At 48.7% G+C, this 20,369-nt stretch carries 13 protein-coding genes; 7 read left to right on the top strand and 6 right to left on the bottom strand.

Annotated elements, in window-relative coordinates; all coding sequences use genetic code 11:
* The first annotated feature begins 165 nt into the window (after window positions 1-165).
* From MKY97_RS26485 to MKY97_RS26460, 6 genes are all read left to right on the top strand, one after another.
* Window positions 166-2,172 carry a beta-galactosidase gene (locus MKY97_RS26485; RefSeq protein ID WP_342553122.1) on the top strand — a complete coding sequence of 669 codons (2,007 nt, stop codon included), beginning with the start codon at window positions 166-168 and terminating at the stop codon, window positions 2,170-2,172.
* A 171-nt stretch (window positions 2,173-2,343) separates the two neighbouring features.
* Window positions 2,344-4,140: a histidine kinase gene (locus MKY97_RS26480; protein ID WP_342553121.1), complete on the top strand. Its 1,797-nt coding sequence runs from the start codon at window positions 2,344-2,346 to the stop codon at window positions 4,138-4,140.
* Complete coding sequence (locus tag MKY97_RS26475; RefSeq protein ID WP_342553120.1) at window positions 4,137-5,237, top strand: response regulator; 1,101 nt, start codon at window positions 4,137-4,139, stop codon at window positions 5,235-5,237. Before MKY97_RS26480 ends, MKY97_RS26475 begins: the two co-directional genes overlap by 4 nt.
* A gap of 141 nt (window positions 5,238-5,378) precedes the next feature.
* On the top strand, window positions 5,379-6,659 hold the full coding sequence (locus MKY97_RS26470; RefSeq protein WP_342553119.1) for an extracellular solute-binding protein: 1,281 nt from the start codon (window positions 5,379-5,381) through the stop codon (window positions 6,657-6,659).
* A 233-nt stretch (window positions 6,660-6,892) separates the two neighbouring features.
* A complete protein-coding gene (locus MKY97_RS26465; RefSeq protein ID WP_342553118.1) occupies window positions 6,893-7,777 on the top strand; it encodes a sugar ABC transporter permease in 885 nt (294 codons plus the stop codon).
* A complete protein-coding gene (locus tag MKY97_RS26460; RefSeq protein ID WP_342553117.1) occupies window positions 7,774-8,601 on the top strand; it encodes a carbohydrate ABC transporter permease in 828 nt (275 codons plus the stop codon). The genes MKY97_RS26465 and MKY97_RS26460 overlap by 4 nt, the downstream gene beginning before the upstream one ends.
* Window positions 8,602-8,826: 225 nt before the next feature.
* Here the strand turns inward: MKY97_RS26460 and MKY97_RS26455 are convergent, their stop codons facing one another.
* Window positions 8,827-10,344 (bottom strand): PLP-dependent aminotransferase family protein, encoded by a 1,518-nt coding sequence (locus tag MKY97_RS26455; protein ID WP_342553116.1) that lies wholly within the window; start codon window positions 10,342-10,344, stop codon window positions 8,827-8,829.
* 133 nt (window positions 10,345-10,477) lie between these two features.
* Between MKY97_RS26455 and MKY97_RS26450 the strand changes: the two genes are divergently transcribed.
* Entirely contained in the window at window positions 10,478-11,086 is a 609-nt protein-coding gene (locus tag MKY97_RS26450; RefSeq protein WP_342553115.1) for a LysE family transporter, read from the top strand.
* 89 nt (window positions 11,087-11,175) lie between these two features.
* Here MKY97_RS26450 and MKY97_RS26445 read toward each other — a convergent pair whose 3' ends face one another.
* The 5 genes from MKY97_RS26445 to MKY97_RS26425 form a co-directional block, all read right to left on the bottom strand.
* Complete coding sequence (locus MKY97_RS26445; RefSeq protein WP_342553114.1) at window positions 11,176-12,012, bottom strand: methyl-accepting chemotaxis protein; 837 nt, start codon at window positions 12,010-12,012, stop codon at window positions 11,176-11,178.
* 297 nt (window positions 12,013-12,309) lie between these two features.
* A complete protein-coding gene (gene moaA, locus MKY97_RS26440; protein WP_342553113.1) occupies window positions 12,310-13,311 on the bottom strand; it encodes a GTP 3',8-cyclase MoaA in 1,002 nt (333 codons plus the stop codon).
* Between the two features lie 133 nt (window positions 13,312-13,444).
* Complete coding sequence (locus MKY97_RS26435) at window positions 13,445-15,658, bottom strand: methyl-accepting chemotaxis protein (RefSeq protein ID WP_342553112.1); 2,214 nt, start codon at window positions 15,656-15,658, stop codon at window positions 13,445-13,447.
* 420 nt (window positions 15,659-16,078) lie between these two features.
* Complete coding sequence (locus MKY97_RS26430; RefSeq protein WP_342553111.1) at window positions 16,079-19,339, bottom strand: efflux RND transporter permease subunit; 3,261 nt, start codon at window positions 19,337-19,339, stop codon at window positions 16,079-16,081.
* 33 nt (window positions 19,340-19,372) lie between these two features.
* A complete protein-coding gene (locus MKY97_RS26425; RefSeq protein WP_342553110.1) occupies window positions 19,373-20,320 on the bottom strand; it encodes a TetR/AcrR family transcriptional regulator in 948 nt (315 codons plus the stop codon).
* Window positions 20,321-20,369: the final 49 nt, after the last annotated feature.

The following is a 20,369-nucleotide window of genomic DNA, read 5'->3' as shown; positions in this document are numbered from 1 at the left end:
CATTATAATCAGTTTAACACCCGCAGCTTAATATGATAAGGATATGTAGTCTGGAATGATTAGATACGGTATAAAAATGCACAAATACCATTATTAATGTAAACGCTACCATTAAAAACGGGAATATGTCAACGCGGCGAGTTGACTATTAAGGAGACTATATCAATGGACAAGTTATTATACGGCGCAGCCTATTACGATGAATATATACCATACGAGAGACTGGACAAAGACATTCAGATGATGAAAGATGCAGGCATCAATGTCGTGCGCATCGCTGAATCAACGTGGAGCACACATGAACCGCAAAACGGCGTGTTTGATTTCACTTCCGTCGATCGGGTGCTGGATGCGATGCATGCGGCGGGCATTCATGTCATTGTAGGCACACCCACGTATGCTGTTCCAACGTGGATGGTGAAGGAGCACCCGGATGTTCTGGCGACAACAGCACAAGGTCCCGGGAAATATGGTGCAAGACAGATTATGGATATCACCCATCCGACGTACCTGTTCTATGCAGAACGCATCATCCGCAAGCTGATCTCACGCGTGAGTCAACATCCGGCTGTCATCGGATATCAAACAGACAATGAAACGAAGCACTACAACACAGCTGGAGACAACGTGCAGTTACAGTTTGTTAAGTATATGCGCAGCAAGTTCAGCTCTCTGGACGAGTTGAACAAGGAATTTGGACTGGACTACTGGAGCAATCGCATCAACAGTTGGGAAGACTTCCCTTCCGTTGTGGGCACCATTAACGGCAGCCTGGGAGCTGAGTTTGCCAAGTTCCAGCGGCAGCTGGTCACGGATTTCTTGGCATGGCAGGTCGGGATTGTGAATGAGTACAAACAGGAAGGTCAGTTTGTTACCCAGAACTTTGACTTTGAATGGCGCGGATATTCCTACGGCATTCAGGGGGATGTAGATCATTTTGCGGCATCCCGACCTTTTGACATCACCAGTGTGGATATTTATCATCCTTCCCAAGACGAGTTAACCGGCATTGAAATCTCGTTCGGGGGAGATGTGGCGCGTTCCACCAAACAATCCAATTATCTTGTTCTGGAGACCGAAGCACAGGCCTTCTGGCATTGGGTACCTTATCCGGGCCAACTGCGATTACAGGCATTCAGCCACTTGGCTTCAGGTGCGAACATGGTGGCGTATTGGCATTGGCACTCGCTGCACAATTCGTTTGAGACCTATTGGAAGGGTCTGCTGAGTCATGATTTTGAACCGAATCCGGTGTATAACGAAGCCAAGACGATTGGCAGCGATTTTGCCCGCCTGAGTCCTAAGCTGGTGAATCTGAAGAAAACAAATCGGGTCGCCGTACTGTTTAGCAACGAGGCGTTAACCTCCATCAAGTGGTTCGGCTTTAACTTTACCAGTGACAAGAACTACAACGACGTTGTGCGCTGGATGTATGATGAACTGTACAAAATGAACATGGGCTGCGATCTAATCGATCCTTCCGTGGAGAGTTATGCAGGTTATGATGTGCTGGTGGTGCCAGCTCTTTATGCAGCATCCGATGCGCTGCTGGAAAAATTAAATCAATTTGTACAGGATGGCGGACATATCGTGTATTCGTTCAAAAGCGGCTTCGCCAATGAACACATCAAAGTTCGCTCTACGCGTCAGCCGGGACTGATCAGTGAAGCATGCGGAATCAGCTATAACCTGTTTGTTGAGCCGAAGCATGTCGCGCTGCGCGATGATCCATTTGGCGTAGGTGAGGAGCATAATCAAGTACACACCTGGATGGAGCTGATTACACCGACGACTGCGGAGGTACTCGCATGGTATGATCATCCACACTGGGGAGAATATGCAGCAATCACGCAAAATAACTACGGTAAAGGCAGAGCAACATATGTTGGCTGTTATACGAGCGCTGCCGTCATTCGCAAGGTGCTGGAACGTGTAATGAAAGATGCGGGTGTATGGGGGGCGGATCAGGAGCTTGCTTTTCCGCTCATTGTGAAGACGGGTATTAATGAACAGGGCCAGACGATTCGCTATTATTTCAACTATTCCGACGAACCGGTTTCCTTTCATAATCCGCATGGGGATGGGACAGAGCTGCTATCAGGAGATTCGATTGCTGCTGGGCAGGAGTTGGTGCTGGAGCGCTGGGGTATCCGCATTATCGAACAAAATTAGGGAATAATAGTATAACCGCTGCTTTCCAGGTTATTCTGTCATCGGAGTGGCCTGTGTAAAATCTTAGTTCAACATTTACTTCATATTTTCCGAAAAAAATAACAAGACCATGGCGCCCTCGGCTTTGATGCCGGGGCGTTTGTCTTATTTTAAGCTCAGGAGTGATGCGCTGTGTTTAACGAATTCTACCGTCGGCTGATCGATCCTTTCAAGCGCAGCATTCGTAATAAATTGATACTGACGATGACCTTGGTTGCTGTACTGCCAGTCATTGTGATAACTGCGGTAGCTGCGGAGAATACGCGCTCCTCTATGGAAGCCGAGATTGTGGATACGAACCGGGTCAATATGAATTGGGCCTCTGTCTATTTGGCAGAACAGTTTACCCGCATGAATAATATCATTTATTCCATTCAGATCAGTGATGAGCTTCATCAGTATATGGCGTTAACTCGGGAGGCACCAGCCTCCAGCCGTTTCGATGAACAGAAAGCCGTCTTTAATATGCTGAACAGTGTGTACTATTCTGCTGGAAATTATGTATTCGGTGTCGAACTGTACTTGAAGGAGCAGGACACGTTGTTCACGTTTAACTCGATGGAATCTCGCATTAAGACGGTTCAGGATGTTCCGGAAGGATACGATAAGCTTTTTACTGAGCGTAAAGATTTTACAATTATCAATGATCCGATAGATCCGGCGAAGTTTCATATGACCCGAAGTATGAACCGCTTTGAGGATCAGGCTCAGATCGGGGCGATCAGTCTGGAGATCAAATGGGCTGAGTTTAATCAGACGCTTGAACTGCTCGACAGCAGGGGAGATTATACCGCCTATATCGGGGATAGTTTAGGTCATCCGGTATATCAGCCGAACTCCTCCATCCAGCCATCGGATGAAGCGTTGAAGCGGCTGAGTGAAACGAAGAATAACGCAGGTTTTATTCGTACAGCCCAGGAATACATTTTCTATCACGATATTGAGTCGACAGGACTGCGGGTGATCAAAATCGTACCGGATCATGTCATTAACGAGAGTGCACTGGAAACGATGAAGTATGGACTTGCCGTGGGTGGAGCAGCAGCATTGGTATCGGTTGCTCTGGCAGCACTGGTGGCTTGGCGAACCTCTAAACCTATTGTCAAACTGGCGAATTCCATGAAGGGCATCCAGCTGATCAAGGATCGTAAAGTAGAGCGCAGCGGACGAGTAGATGAGATTGGTCTGCTGGAGAAAAATCTGCACGGTATGGCGAGTCGAATCCGCGAACATATCCGGGACAACTATTTGATGAATCTGGAGAAGCAGACAGCAGAGCTTAAAGCGCTGCAATCTCAAATTCATCCCCACTTTTTGCAAAATACATTACAAATGATTGGTGGTATGGTCTATTCGCAAAAGCCGGCAGACAGCTACAAGGTAATCCGGGCTCTAAGTGAGATGTTCCGGTATATTGTGCGGGCACCCGACGGCCTTGTTCCCCTGCAATCCGAACTGGATCAATTGGAGCATTATATGCTGATTCAGAAGCAGCGCTTTGCCAGCCGGCTTGAATATAAGCTGGAGATTACAGGAGAACTCAGAGAATGTTATATTCCGAAATTATCGTTACAGCCGATTGTGGAGAATGCATTCCTGCATGGGCTGGAGAAAAAGCCTGGAGAATGGAGACTGGGCATCGAAGTGGTCTCTGATCCGCAGCAGGGTTTGGTGACTATTCAGATTTGTGATAACGGCATGGGTATGGAGCCGGAGAAGCTGGCAGAGATGCAGTCCAGACTGGAGCGCATCACGCGGCAGACCGACCGCGTATGGAGCTCAGGCACAAGTATCGGACTGCTGAATGCAGCTTCACGGATTGTGATGCATTATGGACCGGATTACGGTATGCATATGGAGAGCGAATATGGACAGGGAACCAGGGTGATCGTACGTATTCCCTGCACGACAGGAGGCGAATCCTTGTGAATAAGGAGTTATATAGAGTGCTGCTGGTGGATGATGAGCCTTGGAACCGGGATATCATCCGCAACCTTGGTGAATGGAATGAGCTCGGCTTGGTTGTCTGCGGTGAAGCAGAGGATGGAGAACAGGCGGTAGGGATGGTCAAGGCACTGGAACCGCATATTATTATTACGGATATGCGTATGCCAGGATCGGACGGTGTCGAGCTGATGCAGACGCTGAGCAGTCAGTACCCGGAGATTAAGGTTGTTGTGGTGAGCGGTTATGATGATTTTAATTATGCCAAACACGCGCTGCGGTATCGTGCAGCGGATTATCTGCTGAAGCCGGTGAACCCGGAAGAACTAAATGCTGCGCTGGCGAAATGCAGTCGTGAACTGGATAAGGCTGCTGCAGCACCGGAAGTGTGGGAAGCTTATCCGCCTTCATTCGCGGGAGAATTCTCTCTGTTCCAGCAGCAGGCACGTCTGCGCTTCAACGACCTGAACCTGCCGAGCCTGCGGGAATGGTTTCAGCAGCTAGAGCGGAAGATGGAACAAAACGAGGTCCGCAGACCCCGCCAGCTTGGACGCGCTGTCTATGAGATGCAGAATATGCTGGATGAGCTGTGTATGTCTAATGGGCTGTCCGATCGCCCGGAAGACAGGGGGCTGCCGCCTGCATCGGCGCTGGGTTCGATCCGGGCGGCTGTAGGATGGATCTCCGCTTCTTATTATCAGGCGCTGGAACAATTAATTGCACAGCGCAAGTATAAGAATAAGCTGAACCTTGAAGATGTGAAGCAGTATATGGAGCAGCACTGCATGGAGATGATTACACTGGAGCAGCTTGCCCAGATCTTTTTTGTCAGTAAGGAATATTTAAGTAAAGCCTTCAAGAAAGAATATGACGTGAACGTGACCGATTATGCGGTGCAGCTTCGAATGACCAAAGCAAAAGAATGGGTGATGGATGATCAGATTCCATTCAAACATATCGCCGAAATGACAGGATATGAAGATGTGTCCTACTTCTATCGGGTATTTAAAAAGCATTTTGGCGTGTCGCCCGGAGAGATGCGCAAGGGCCAACATAAGTTGTCTAACCCATTCCCCGAATGATTCATTCGGGGAATGCTGCTTGGATTAAGGTTTAAAATAATCCAATGGAAGAGTCTAATTTTGTCCAATGAAGCGCTTACATTTTGCGATATATAATAAGCCTATGAAAGACAAACCAGTCACGCCGGGAGGTCATAAGAGATGAAAGTATGGAAAAGCGTTGTAAGTGCGGCACTGGTCAGCGTTCTGCTCGCAGGCTGCGGCTCGAATGCAGGCACGGATAATGAACAGAACGAAGTCAAAGCTGGCAGCACCGTAAACCTCAAAGTATTCATTGCTCAACCAAGGCTGAAAGAACATTACGATAAATATATAGAACAGTTCAAAGCCAAGGAAAAAGCAGATAAAAACATCGAAGTGAATGTGCAGCTGGAGATGCCGCCAGCAGATAATGCACCTCAGATTTTGAAAACAAGACTAGCCTCCAATGACGCACCGGACGTATTCGCGCTGCACGCGGTCAATGAGATTCCACCTTTCAGCAAAGCCGGATATCTCGAAGACTTGTCCAATCAACCTTTTGTAGATAAACTGCTTGATTCGGTCAAACCTTCGGTAACGGATGCAGGCGGCAAAGTCGTTGCGGTTCCGCTGGAAACCTTGTCATGGGGTTATCTGTACAACAAAGATATCTTCAAGGAACAAGGGCTTGAGGTTCCAACAACGTTGACAGAAATGAAAGCGGTTGTAGAAAAGCTGAAAGCAGCTGGCATCACACCGTTTGAGCTTTCTTACAAAGAAGCCTGGGTTCCGCAATTGTTCCTGCCGCTGACAGTAGGGGCACTGACACAGACGGAACATAAAGATTTCGTGGAAAAAATGAACAAGGACGAAGCTTCCTTCTCGGATATGAAAGCCCTGTTTGATGTGTTCGATCTCGTCAATGCCAACGGAACGGATAAAGCGCTTGAAGTCGGAGCGGATGACGGCGCAGCGGCTTATGCCACAGGCAAAGCGGCGATGTGGATTCAAGGACCTTGGTACGCAGAGACGATCCTGAAGTCCAATCCAGACATTAATTTCGGTGTAGCTCCAATGCCGCTGAACGATAATCCGGATGATACCAAAATCAACCTGAGTACATCCACGTCACTGGCTGTATCTTCGTCAAGTAAAAATAAAGAAGTGGCGCTCGACTTTGTAAACTACATTCTCGATGACAAAGACTCAAGTGCATTCTATGAAGCACTCAAATTCAATCCGGTTGCCAAAGTGCATACGTTCAAGAGCTTCCCGTGGGTAGACGACGCCCTGAAATATGTAAACGAAGGCAAAGCTTATCAAGATCCAACAATTCCTCAAGCCGTGAAGGATGAGTCTGGTAAAGCACTGCAGGGGTACTACTCCGGACAGTTAAATCAACAGCAGGTGATTGATGCGCTCGACAAGGCGTGGAAGTCCTACAATAAGGTCAACAAATAAGAGCCGGATGCTTAACAATTAAACGCCTGAACGATCAACAAGGTTGAGCTGTAAGAAAGCAGTACCCGCGTTTGTTGACAAAATCTCGTGCATGTCCGTATTGATCTCGGGGTTTTGTCAACAGATGAGCGGTACTTTATTTCTTCACAGTCTCGAAGCAGATGAAACGGCTGGCTGAACGATCTTCGTTCCCCCGTTAACCTTCATCCGCTGTGCAAAAAGGGGGAGAAGTTATGGCTACGAATGTGTTCAAAAAGTATCTTTCACTGCTCGCGTTCACAGCGCCAGCCTTTGTAATCTATGCGATTTTCCTGCTGTACCCGACGTTTAGCGGGATGTTCTACAGCTTGACGGACTGGAACGGTTTAAACCGGGACTACAGCTTTATCGGGCTGGGGAACTTTGTGGAATTGTTTAAGGAAGATCCGGACTTCCTCAACTCGCTGTGGTTTACGATGAAATATGTTATTTTTATGCTGATTTTGCAAAATGTCATTGCATTGCTGCTCGCCGTGTTCATTGAGTCACGTACACGCAGCAAAGGGTTGTTCCGCACGTTATTCTTCATGCCCAACATGATCAGTACAATCATCAGTGCATTCATGTGGACGTTCATCTTTTCCCAGGTGCTGCCGCAGCTGGCTGAGAAACTGGCTGTTTCTTTTCTCGACCAACAATGGCTCGGTGATCCGAAGTTCTCCTTCTACTCGATTCTAATCGTATCGCTTTGGAACGGTGTGGGCTATATGATGATCATCTACCTGGCTGCATTGCAGGGTGTACCGAAAAGCCTTAAGGAAGCCGCGGTCATTGACGGCGCAAATGCGTTTCAAGTGTTACGTAACGTAGTACTGCCGATGATTACACACGCCATTACAATCTGTTTCTTCCTGACACTGAATGGGGCATTCAAAGTGTTCGAGGTTGTCTATGGATTGACAGGCGGCGGCCCGGGTCGGGCTACACAGGTGATCACGATGAATATTTATGAAGAAGCGTTCTCCAACAACTTCAGATACGGTTATGCCAGTGCCAAATCGGTTGTGCTGTTCATCATCGTACTGATCTTTACACTCATCCAGATCACCGTTATGAAGAGAAAAGAGGTGGAAGCATGAGAATGCAGCGACTGAATAACTACCTGATTCGGCTGTTATTGATTCTCGGCTCACTGCTAGCCATGCTGCCGATCTACATGGCTGTAGTGAACTCTTTTAAAACACAGGGTGAGATGTTCCAATCGTTTATCGCTCTGCCGAACACATTACATTGGGAGAACTACACGGATGCGTTTAACAAAATCAATCTGCTCGGCAGCTCGCTGAACTCCGCGATTGTGTCGATTCTGGGTATCGGGGGAATTGTGTTCTGTGCTTCGCTTGCAGGTTACAAGCTGTCGCGGACTTCCGGCAGGCTTAGCAATCTGATCTTCTTCATGTTTGTCGCTTCTATGCTGGTGCCGTTCCATTCCATCATGATTCCATTGACGCGTGTAGCAAAGGGTATGGGAGTGCAGGGAAGTACTTATGGATTGGCTCTAATCTATATCGGACTTGGTGTGAATATGGCGATCTTCCTCTATCACGGGTTTGTGAAGTCCATTCCGCGTGAACTGGAAGAATCGGCTCAGATCGATGGATGTAACGAGTTCCAGACGTTTTTTCAGATTATTTTCCCGCTGCTGCTGCCAATTACGGTGACAATTGCAATTCTGGACTTCCTATGGATCTGGAACGACTTCCTGCTTCCGCTGCTCATGCTGACGGATGTGAACAGATATACGCTGATTCTGTCCACGAACATGCTGTTTGGCGAGTACAACAAGGAGTGGCCTTTAATTCTGTCCTCTCTTGTCCTGACTGCGATTCCAGTCATTCTGATCTATGCGTTCTTCCAGAAGTTTATTATGGAGGGTATTGCAGAGGGTGCGGTGAAAGGATAACGGGCAGGGAGGCATGTTCCTGTAATCCAACTCCTCACAGTTAAGTTTATAAAAACTCATGCTTACTGCCTTGAACTGCGGATGTACTCCGTTAGTTCAAGGCTATTCTCATTTATGGAAAGACAGGGAAACCCAGATGAGCACCAAAAATAAGCGCAAGGTGTGTATAAGAAGAGCAGCGGGAGGACATATATACTGCCATTTTGCAATGCATAGGGCTGCCTCTCACAAGCTGGGTGCCATTAGCTTGCGGGCTTCTTGTGCAAGGACAATCAGTCCGCGCTCCATCTCATCTTGCGAAGCATAGGCATAAGAGAGGCGAATATGACTCGCATCCAGCCGATCATACAAGTAACCTGGATGGATCAGCACGTCTTTTTCCAGACAGGCATGGAATAATCGGCGGATAGATAATGAATCGGCTGTGAACCGAAGCCAGATATAGAAACCGCCTTTGGGTGTTGTCCAATCCGCAATGTCCTGAAAATAACGATGCAGCAGCTCCAGCATGAGGTCTCGGCGTCTTCGCAGCTCGGACCTTAGCCGTTCCATATGGCTTGCATGATAGCCTTCCGCAAACCATAGTGCCGCTGCTTCCTGAGCAAGTGAACTGGTGCCGTAATCCGTCTGCATTTTAATATCGGCAAGGCGGCGGATCACGGGCACAGGGCCGACAAGCCAACCGAGCCGAAGTCCGGGACTGACGGCTTTGGAGAGTGTGCCCATATGCAGCACGCGGCCCTCCTGATCACCTGCTTTAAGTGAAGGTGGAGGAGGCTGATCCAGCCACAGCTCTTGATAAGCTGCATCCTCCAGGATAGATATGCCAGAACTGCGGGCAATGGACATCAGTTCTTCCCGGCGGCATAGACTCATGACGCTGCCTGTAGGGTTATGGAAGCTCGGAATGGTATACAGCAACGGGAAGGATTCGATGCCTGGTTCACTTTTCACCCTTTTTGCCGATTGTATTGCGCCTTCCAAAAATCCCGGTTGTAAGCCCTCTTCATCCACAGCAATACTGCTCAGCTTCAAACCGGCTGATTGAAACGCATGAATAGAATAGAGATAAGATGGTTTCTCCAGCAGTACAGTCGATCCGCGAGGCAGCAGTCCCACCGAGATCAGATGCAGTGCCTGGAGAGAGCCGGACACGATCAGAATCGAATCAGGTGAAGCTTGAATGCCGTCAGACTGTAAGTGAACGGATAATGCTTTTCGAAGCTGCAGACTGCCTTGGGGTTCGATGTAGTTAAGGGTGCGTGTACGTCTGGACATGGCCTGAAGAATCTCGTTAAACGCTTCATTAGGCATCTGGTCCGGTGCAAGTTCACCTGTACCCAGCCGAATAATGCCGGGCCTGAACTCAGCCTGATTAATCTGCTGAATCTCAGGCAGATTCGGATAGTACCAGCCTTCCTCGGCAGCTTCACTCCAGTTGGGCACAGCAGCATGGGCCATGCTGTGCCACCCCGAACCGGAGACATAAGTTCCGCCGCCATGCCGCCCTTCTATCATACCTGCTGCTGTCAGGTTATCCAGAGCGGTAACCAGCGTGCTGCGGTTTACTCCCATCGATGCAGCCAGCGTTCGCTGCGAAGGAAGACGGGTTCCGGCAGACCATTCACCAGTTGTGATTTTTTGTCGGATATAAGCTTCGATCTGGCGATACAAGGGCAAGTCAAGCGCAGGGTTTGGCTGCCAGCTGCGATTAGATGAAATATCGGATTGTTCACGTCCCATTCAGTTAGAGTCACCTCTCATCTTATTTGTACCGTCCACTATACCATTTGGTTGGGATCAATGCCATCCAATTGGTTGGTTACGTTTTTCGTATATTCATCTACTATGGTGAGATAAATAAGGGGGATGGAACATGGGAGTATTTATCCATGCAGTGGTGCTGGCGTTTGGCCTGATTCTGCCGCTGGGTGTTCAAAATGTTTTTATTTTTAATCAAGGATTGAGTCAGAAGAAATACCTGCATGCACTGCCTGCTGTTGTTACAGCAGGGATCAGTGACGCACTGCTGATTAGTGCGGCTGTTGGGGGCATGTCCCTCATTTTAGTTCAATGGCCGCTTTTGATAAATGCTCTATATGGGGCAGGCATCCTGTTTTTGCTCTATATGGCCTGGGGATTGTGGAAGTCGTCTGCTTCGCCGGATCAAGCCCCTGCGGCGATGTCTGCGGGACGGCAAATTGCTTTTGCCGCTTCGGTATCCCTTCTTAATCCGCATGCGCTGCTGGATACTGTGGCTGTCATTGGCACCAGTTCCCTTCAATATGAAGGGGTACAGCGATTTTATTTTGCAATGACCGCGTCGGTGGTATCCTGGGTTTGGTTTGCGGGGCTGGCAGCTGCAGGCAGACTGGTTGGGAGCCGTGACCGTACCGGGACTGTCCGGTATGCACTGAATCGCTTGTCTGCTCTGATCATGGTTGGAATTGCGCTGATGATGTGCTGGAAGCTCTTGTATTCATAGGTCATGATCCTAAGCTAAGGTATAGGCGGAAATGCTTCACATTCAGAAAGACTCCCCGTTTCATAAACATGGGGAGTCTGACACATGGGTTATTCGGCCTTTAGAAGCATGGATTCGATGAATACTTTGAGATCCTGACTTGTTGCGTTCAAATGGTCAATAATCTCACTGAACTCGGTTACGAGTTCTGACTGTTCATTGCTGGACTGAGCAATGGAAGTGATCTCCTGCTCCATCTGCTGAATGGAGGATTGTACATCCTTGAGAGAGCGTTCGATGTTTACTGTAGCCTCTTTGGTTCCGGTGGACAGTTTACGCACTTCGGATGCAACAACGCCGAACCCGGCACCTGCCTGACCTGCACGTGCGGCTTCAATGGCTGCGTTCAGGCCGAGCAGATTGGTCTGCTCCGAAATCTCGCGGATAAATACGGCCACTTTGTTGACCTCACTGGAGTTTCTCACAGCGAGTCGGGTATTGTCCAGAATCTGTGTGGAGGATGCTGTGAGCTGCTCGGATTGTGCCGCTACCGTCTGTACCATATCCGACAGCCTGCCGCTGATACCTGTAATCAGGTTGGTAAAGTACTCCAGTTTTTCTTCGTTTTGAAGTGAAAAACCTATAGCAAGCGTACCCGCAATCTTTCCTTCATCATCATAAAGCGGAGTGGCAGCCGAATTAATAGCCGTACCATAAAACTTGGCGTCAATACGATTGGCTGAAGTCTCACCATGTACAAGTGCGCGGCGCAGTGTAGGGTCTTCTAGGGAGATCGGATCTCCAGCCTTGATGCCAAGATCAAGCTCGCTGCTCGGAACGTAATACCAGAATTTTTCGGTATCGGTTACGGCAATCATGATATCATGTTCCTTCAACATAATTTTAAAATAAGGACTTGCTGCAACGAGTGCTTCAACGATGTTCAATAAGGTCAGCTCCTATAGTATGTGTGTATATCATCTGAGTGTATATTATACATCGTCAGATCAATTTGCAAATTTTAGACCTGATAAAGGCATAAAGACTATTACATTTTCTGCAAACTTTTGAATCAGAAAAAGGGTTTGATTGTTTATAAGTGAATAAAAAATGCAAAAACAGACGGAACAAGACGTTCCTGTCTGTTTTAATTACATATGGACTAGTAAAGGTGGTTGGGTCTAAAGCCGATCGGCAGCATTCATTTTGCTGAAAGCCTGCGTAGTTGGTTTCACGTCTTACTTCTATCCGCCAATCTGTGACATACGCCGTACTGTAGGGGTATGAGATTGCATCTTTTTCTCCAGTGCCATAGCCATCTCATGATTTTTCGGTTTGGTGCCGAGTGCTTTTAGAAAGAGGGCTGCCATCGCATCCGGATCATCCACATAACGGCGGACGTTATACTCATCTGACCAGTACAGACAAGCTTTAATATGTCCATCAGCTGTGAGGCGCAGCCGGTTACAGTTATCACAGAAGTGATCACTCACGGGATGAATCAGACCAAATGTACCTTGGGAGCCGGCAATACGCATATTGCGAGAGGGGCCATTCCCGGCAGGGCCCTCTGTATTCTCGACCGTCCAGCCCGCTTCTTTACAGACATCGCTCACAGCCTCCAGCGGTAAATACGATTTGCGCCAGGAATCGGAAGCGTGTCCGATCGGCATATATTCAATAAATCGCACATGCAGCGGCTGATCAATGGTCATGGCGATGAAGTCTTTGATTTCATCATCATTAATACCTTTCATCAGCACAACATTCAGCTTAATCGGTGCAAGACCGACGGCAGCAGCTGCCTCGATGCCCTTTAATACTTTATTCACATCTCCACCACGTGTGATCATCGAGAACCGATCAGCCTGCAGCGAGTCCAGGCTGATATTGATACGGTTTAAACCTGCGTCCTTCAACGCCTGAGCTTGTTTGTCCAGCAGCAGTGCATTGGTGGTCAGTGCGATGTCATCAATGCCGTCGATAGCAGAGATCATACGAACCAGCTTATGCAGATCTTTGCGTACCAGCGGTTCTCCACCGGTGAGCCGAACCTTACGCATACCCATCGGGGCGAGCACTTTCAATACTTCCGTAATTTCTTCGTAGCTCATAATTTCATCATGCGGGGCGAACTCCATGCCTTCCGCAGGCATACAGTAGACGCAGCGCAGATTGCAGCGGTCCGTAACGGAAATACGGATGTAGTCATGTATTCGGCCAAATGAATCCTGAAGCAGTTCCATGCAGACCACCCTTTCAACGGTTCAGATTGGATATCTTCTATATAAAATGATACGACAATTATAAAAGCAGCAGCTGCATCAAATTTTAGCTATTTCTCCAATCCGCGTCAATGCTGACGTCGGGTGACAGCAATCAGGCAGGCTGATTCAACTGGAACTGACCGACAACCTGCCGCAGGAACAGGGTGATCGTTTCTACATCATGGGAAGATTGCTGCACCTTCAGCATATCCTGAATCAAAGCCATCATCTCGGCTTCCACTTCGGCGGAAGTCGCACGATTCTGGTGGCTGATTGCCGCGATATTTTCCATCAGGAACACGACTTCATCTACTACCTGTGTGCGCTCAGCTTCTTCCGCAGTTGCTTTCTTGAGAAGCTCTGATGCGGCCTGAACGAGAGTAGTCCCTTCTGCAAGCACCTGATCTCCTTCGGTAATCTGCTTGGAAGCTGTGCCTGCAGCATTGGAAATGCGATCCAGAATTTGATGGATATCCTCTGTCGAGGAGCGAGACACATCAGCAAGCTTGCGAATCTCTTCAGCGACGACAGAGAAGCCGCGCCCATGTTCTCCGACACGAGCAGCTTCAATCGTCGCATTCAGTGCGAGCAGATTGGTCTGTGCGGCTATTTCTTCAATGACCGCCAAGGCGCGATAGATGTCTTTCATGGTGCCGATGAACGATAGAATTGTCTGATTCGTATCGGATACGGTGCTGGATATTTGAATCATTTTGTCACCGATGCGATCTACTTCCTGTCTGGCTACCCCAATCTGCTCACTTGCCGACATCTCCAACTGCTGCAGCGTCAAACGCATGTGATCGGCAGCCTGCTTCGCTTGATCCAAATCCTGCAGTTGGGTGCGGATGGCCTGAATCATGGAACCGAGCTTGAGATTAACACGATCTGTAGTAACCTGGGTTGTCTCTGTGGATGTGCGCATGAGGTGCTGATTATCCATCACATCCTCTGTGGCCCGCTGTACTTTGAGCATGATGCTTTCGAGAGAATCGATCATATTATTAATCCATTTCGCCAGCTCGCCAGATTCATCTTGAGCAAAAGCGTTCGTGTCAAGACGCTGGGTCAGGTCACCCTTGCCCTCTGCATTAATTCGAATGAATTGACTGAGGCGGTGCAGGTCTGCATGTACCCGGTTGTACTGTTTACGATGAAGCTGCAGTGCGCCAAAAAATCCGAAGATCAGATTAAAGCCGGCAATCGCAGCAGCGCTCCAACCACTTCCTGTCAGAGCAAAGATCAGGGCAGCTGCAAGTAAAGCGGAGAGTACAATATAGATGCTGTGCTGTTTGAATTGCCGCCATCCAATACTGCGTATGCGGTACACCTCTTCCAGATCGCCTTCACACATCATGCCCCAGCGATCCGGGCAGTGGGGCAGCTGAAAGGTAATGCCCTTACCTATGACGGAAATATGGCGATAATCGGAATAACCAGGATAAGCCGCGAACAGGTTGGACCCATTCTGAATCGTTTTCGATACGCCCGGGTGTAATTGGCCCGTGGAAGGGTCTGTGAACATAAGTTCAAGCTCCGTATGCTCCTGCACACATACAGTACCCCAGTCGGTGGTTACGCCGTCTTTCAGGTTTTCACCATGGGTAAACGTTCGATCTTCGAAGCGGCTCCGTGACAAGGCAGTCCCCGGCTGCAGTTCAGGTCGCAGTACGGATGCAGCCATAAACAGGTAGTTATCCCCCGAGTCCGGATAGATATGTCCCGATTCGCGCTGAATGAGATCACCGAGTACATCACCGGGAATACGACTGCATAATGCACCTAAATATTTACCATGACGTACAATCGGGACAATGAACATCAGGGTGATGGCGTCATGAAACGTAGATGAGCGTGCTCCGATCTCCAGCGTAAGAGGATCTGAATAAGGGCCATACAAGCATTTCCTGGCGGGTGTATCTGTCAGCACATAGTTTAATCCGGGTCCAAAAGAAGAATGCTCGTGCGCAGTATAGCGTTGACCTATATGTTTCTGATATGTAGAAAATACAACCTGATGCTGCTCGTCGAGTAAAAACAATTCGGTACTATCCTGTGATCGGGTATAACCTGCCTTAAGCCAGGTTTTCAGTTTCTCTGTCCGTGATGATTCAAGCTTCATGTCTTGGGTGATCTCTGATTCCATCTGGTGAAGCATTCGATCCAGATGATTCCACTGATCATTCGCCCAATCCATCATGATCTGTCTTCTTGTCTCAGCGATCCCTTCAAAAATCTGCTCTACATCATGCTTCAGGTGTGCGTTCAACCGATAAGACCACCACAGCGGTAATCCTTTTCTCCATCCCAGCCAATCAAACATCATAACCACCCCGACTTCTGGATTTTGAACAGCTATTGAATCGTTTTGTTTTCAGAGAGTTCAAGCTAATTGTTGCTTGGAATGACAGCAGTGCCGCCGACTGCATATACTCTTTTCTATGTCTATATCCAACGTTATACATGAAATCACATGTGATTACGAGGGGATATGTACAATTTTCCGAATATTTCATCAATTAATACAAATGAATATACGCTGTTTGTAAAGGAGAATAGCTTAGCAGCGGCTGCGGGGCAGAGCGGGTTGGAGGCAGGTGAGGACAAGGGCGTTAGGTTAGAGACATATGTCTGTCCCCCAAGAAATAAAAAAACCTGACAGGCGCTGGAATAAACAATCATTCCGGCACCTATCAGGGACAATCTTCCCAGTGCGATAAATGTCACATCGCAGCTGCGATGCACATTAATCTACGATCTTTTTCTTTTTAAACTTCATCAGGAACTCATACACAATCGGCACGATTACAAGCGTGAGCAGTGTGGAACTGATCAGACCGCCGATAACGGTAATTCCGAGTCCTTTCGAGATGATACCCGCGCTTTCTTCGAGACCTGTTACCAGCGGAAGCAGAGCGCCGATAGTTGCGAGAGCAGTCATCAGGATTGGACGCAGACGTGTAGCCCCTGCTTCCAGCAGTGCTTCACGAGTGGAGAGTCCTTCATTTTCCTTATGAATAACACGGTCAATCAGTACAATGGCGTTGGTAACAACGATACCGATCAGCATCAATGCACCCATCATAGCCGATACGTCGAGCGTACCTCCTGCGATGAACAATCCAACCATGATCCCGATTACGGTAAACGGCAGGGAGAACAGGATTGCGAATGGTGCAAGTCCGCCGCCAAAGGTTACGACAAGCACAAAGTATACAATTGCAATGGCTGCCAGCATCGCCAGACCGAGCTGCGTGAACGTATCATTAATCTGTTCCGTTGTCCCGCCAAACTTCACTTCAACGCCATCCGGCAGGTTCAGCTTGTCGATGCTTGCCTGCAGGTTCTGCGAAGCTTTGGTTACATCGGATGCCAGAATGTTCGCTGTCACCTGTACAACCACTTTGCCATCAATCCGCATGATGGAGTTCGGTGAAGTACCTTCTTCCACTTTTGCTACATCTTTAATTGGAACCTGGATACCCAGTGGTGAAGTAACTGTTTCATTTTCAATATCCTTAAGGCTGCTGAATGTTTTATTATCCGTTTCAACATAGACTTTGTAGGTTTTGTTATCGATGTCGACTTCCGTGAGAACCGGACGTTCCCGTACCGGACTGAGTGTCATCGCCAGTTGACCTGCCGTAAGACCGAGCTTGCTCAGCTTCTCCTGATCGGCAACCAGCGTATATTGACCGTATGTGTCCGAGATGGAGGTGCCTGCCTTTTCAAAAGAGTTCTTGTCCGCCTGAACCAGCTTCAGAACTTCTTCAGCTACAGGCTTCAACTGCTCCACATTGTCCCCGTAGATGGACAGACTCAAATTGCTGCCGCCGAATCCGCCGGACATGTCGAGTTCTTTCCATGAACCTTTGGTAACTTCCTTCTGCAGTCCTTCAACCAGCTGTTTTTTCACATCGGTGAAGTCTTTCGTGTCTTTGTTGTACTGAATGTAGAAGAGTGCCGAGTTTCCGCCGCCTCCACCCATACTGGCGAGTGGACTGCCGCCGCCGATAGAATACTGCATTTTCTCCAGACCCGGCTGTTTGAGCAGCCATTTCTCAGCAACCAATGCTTCTTTTTCTACATCTTCACGAAGTGAACCTGTTTCCGGGCTGTACGTGATCGTTACAAATTTATCTTTCTGCTCCGGCAGGAAGCTTGCGCCGATGAATGGATACAGGAACAAACTGCCGACCAATAAGATAACCGCAATAACGAAGGTAATGATCTTATGTGAGAGGGTCCAGTTCAACAGACGTTTGTAGCTTTCAGCCAGTTTGCCTGGTTTCTCATGATTTTGTTTGTTCTTGATCCCTTTGCGGAACAGGCTGTGTGCCAGCATTGGAACAATCGTGATCGCTACCAGCAGGGATGCCAGCAGGGCGAATACCATCGTTAAGGCAAACGGCATGAACAGCTCTCCGACCATACCGCTAACGAGAGCCAGCGGCAGGAATACCGCAATCGTAACAATGGTAGAGGAGAGGATCGGGATAAACATCTCGCGAGTGGCTTCACGAACCAGTTCCCGGCCTTTCAGTTTCTCATTTTTGAGTGTCAGTCTGCGGTAGATGTTCTCGATAACAACGATGGAGTCGTCGACAACACGGCCGATCGCAACGGTCATCGCTCCCAGAGTCATCATGTTCAATGTAATATCCATCAGGTCGAGCGCCGTCAATGCCATGAGCAGGGAGAGCGGAATCGAGATGATGGAGATGATTGTTGAACGGATGTTGCGCAGGAAGAGCAGGATAATCAGAATCGCGAACAGGGCACCGAAGACGGCTTTGCCCAGCATCGTATTCACGGAATCCTGAATAGGCTGACCTTGGTCAAGCAGGATAGTCAGTTCAGCATTTTTAAACTGTTTTTGCAGTTCTTCTGCTTTGTTTTTGACCGCCTTAACGACATCGACCGTATTGGCATCATTGGATTTTACCACGGAGATACCGATAGATTCCTTGCCGTTGGTGCGGGAGATCGACTCAGCTTGACCAATGACTTCGATCTTGGCAACGTCACTCAGTTTAATCGTTGGAATTCCGGCAGCACTTCCGCCGCCTGCTTGACCCGCTGCGGGGTTGGACCCCTGTACAGCGCCTGCTGCATCCTGTCCGGCTTGAGCCGAGGGATCGGCAGTTTGCCCAGTGGCTTGGCCTGCTTGAGCACCGCCGCCTTGGGAAGCCCCTGGCGCAGCAGCACCTTGTTCTGCCGCCGCTCCAGCACCCTGGCCGGAAGAAGCGCCAGCTCCGCTTGGCACAACGGGGATGGCCAGATTTTTCAGATCATCAAGACCGATGATATTGCCGTCTACAACTACGGCTTTTTGCGATTTGTCCAGTTCGAAGAGGCCGAGCGGCACACGAATGGATGAACCTTTCACAATCCCGTTCACCGTATCTTCGCGTAGTCCGAGTTCAGCCATTTTGGCCTGGTCAAACTTCAGCTTCACTTCTTTGACGTATTGACCGGAAACCTGAACTTGCGCTACACCGTCAATATCTTCGATGGCAGGTTTGATGTCTGAGTCTACAAGTCGCGTCAGTTCCTCCAGATCACCGCCGTCTTTATCGGACAGGCTCAGGGATACAACGGGGAATGAGTTAATGCTGAATTTGGAGATCGTTGGTTTCTGCACACTGTCCGGCAGCTGCACCTCGTTGAGTGCTTCGCGGACCGTGGCGGTTGCGTTTGTCAGATCGGTTCCGTAGTCGAACTCAAGTGTGATGGATGCTGCATTCTCCATTGATGTGGAGGTGACTGTCTTCACACCATCGACGTTGCGCAGTTTCTGTTCGAGCGGCTTGGTGACATCTTCTACAATACCTTCTGGAGCAGCACCCGGATCAATCGCTGTGACATTCAGAAACGGTACATTGATGTTCGGAATGGTCTCCTGTTTCATCGTCGTTCCGCTGTATAAACCTGCGAATGAGATGATGATGGTCAGAATCCAGATTGCAAACTTGTTGTTCAGTGAAAAGTTAATAATTCCTTTCATATGTTGGTTACTTCTCCTCTCTGTTTCTCCTGTTTATGTTTGTGACGAGTCAGCCTGGATAAACCGGTTATACATGGTATCCATAATGTACTGAAGCTCGGAGTGCATAGGTTTAAGGATAGTCACGCCTTCCAGGTTACGCATCATGCCGAGAATGATCGCGCGTCTTGGGGAAAATTCCATGATCTCCTGCCTAAGTATGGCAAGGGTCTCAAGTACATCATTTCTGGATTGTCCTGCAGGCAGCTCGCTTGAAGCAGTATCCTGCATCTGTTTCAGAATATGGGCAGGATGGCGCAGCATGGTAACATCCGATTGGGGTTCGGCGATCCAGGCAGGCCACTGCTCTAGTGGAATGAGCGGTACGGGCCGATGCTGCAGATAACCCTGTGCTGCATAATCCAACGACAGCAGGAGGTTGGCTGCCATTTTGTTTACCGTAAGGTTCGGCATTTCAGTAAACCAGATTTTCACATACGATAGAAGAAGCCCATTCGTTAGTAAGATGAGATCGATTGTATAAGGTTCAATCTCGGAGCCGTACAGGTCCTCCAGCTTGCTTTTGAACCAATGCAGTGTACGAATCTCGATATCTCTTTGCTGAGGGGTGCAGCGTTCCTTACGCAGCTGCTCATCGTCCATCATCATGCTTCGCATCTGCACGCGCAAAAATTCCTTTAATTCGGAGACGTGTGTCAGCAGCACCTCGATCTGTTTCTGCAGCCGCTCTCTGGATGACAGGCTGGTTTCCTGCTCAATCTGGGACATCTCGTCCATCAGAATGTATACACAGTACTCCAGGGTACTCGCTTCCAGCTCTTCTTTGGACTTGAACATCAGATATAAGCTGCCTTTGGACATCCCGCATAACTCGGCAATCTCCTGCATGGAGGTGGCGGCACTGCCCTTGGCAGCAAACAGCTTGAGCGCTGTAGTGATGATCAGTTTTCTCTTTTCGTTCATCCCATGGATCGGGTTCATGAAGGGTACGTTCACCTCACTGGGAACTCTTGAGTTCTTGAATTGACTT

Source organism: Paenibacillus sp. FSL R7-0652, assembly GCF_038595045.1.
Taxonomy (GTDB): domain Bacteria; phylum Bacillota; class Bacilli; order Paenibacillales; family Paenibacillaceae; genus Paenibacillus.
This window is presented reverse-complemented; position numbering and strand designations above follow the sequence as displayed.

What these genes read in the sequence shown, in the direction of transcription:
- MKY97_RS26485 (WP_342553122.1), top strand. Translation starts at nt 166, where the DNA reads ATGGACAAGTTATTATACGGCGCAGCCTATTACGATGAATATATACCA.
- MKY97_RS26470 (WP_342553119.1), top strand. Translation starts at nt 5,379, where the DNA reads ATGAAAGTATGGAAAAGCGTTGTAAGTGCGGCACTGGTCAGCGTTCTG.
- MKY97_RS26465 (WP_342553118.1), top strand. Translation starts at nt 6,893, where the DNA reads ATGGCTACGAATGTGTTCAAAAAGTATCTTTCACTGCTCGCGTTCACA.
- MKY97_RS26460 (WP_342553117.1), top strand. Translation starts at nt 7,774, where the DNA reads ATGAGAATGCAGCGACTGAATAACTACCTGATTCGGCTGTTATTGATT.
- MKY97_RS26455 (WP_342553116.1), bottom strand. Translation starts at nt 10,344, where the DNA reads ATGGGACGTGAACAATCCGATATTTCATCTAATCGCAGCTGGCAGCCA.
- MKY97_RS26450 (WP_342553115.1), top strand. Translation starts at nt 10,478, where the DNA reads ATGGGAGTATTTATCCATGCAGTGGTGCTGGCGTTTGGCCTGATTCTG.
- moaA (WP_342553113.1), bottom strand. Translation starts at nt 13,311, where the DNA reads ATGGAACTGCTTCAGGATTCATTTGGCCGAATACATGACTACATCCGT.
- MKY97_RS26435 (WP_342553112.1), bottom strand. Translation starts at nt 15,658, where the DNA reads ATGATGTTTGATTGGCTGGGATGGAGAAAAGGATTACCGCTGTGGTGG.
- MKY97_RS26430 (WP_342553111.1), bottom strand. Translation starts at nt 19,339, where the DNA reads ATGAAAGGAATTATTAACTTTTCACTGAACAACAAGTTTGCAATCTGG.
- MKY97_RS26425 (WP_342553110.1), bottom strand. Translation starts at nt 20,320, where the DNA reads ATGAACCCGATCCATGGGATGAACGAAAAGAGAAAACTGATCATCACT.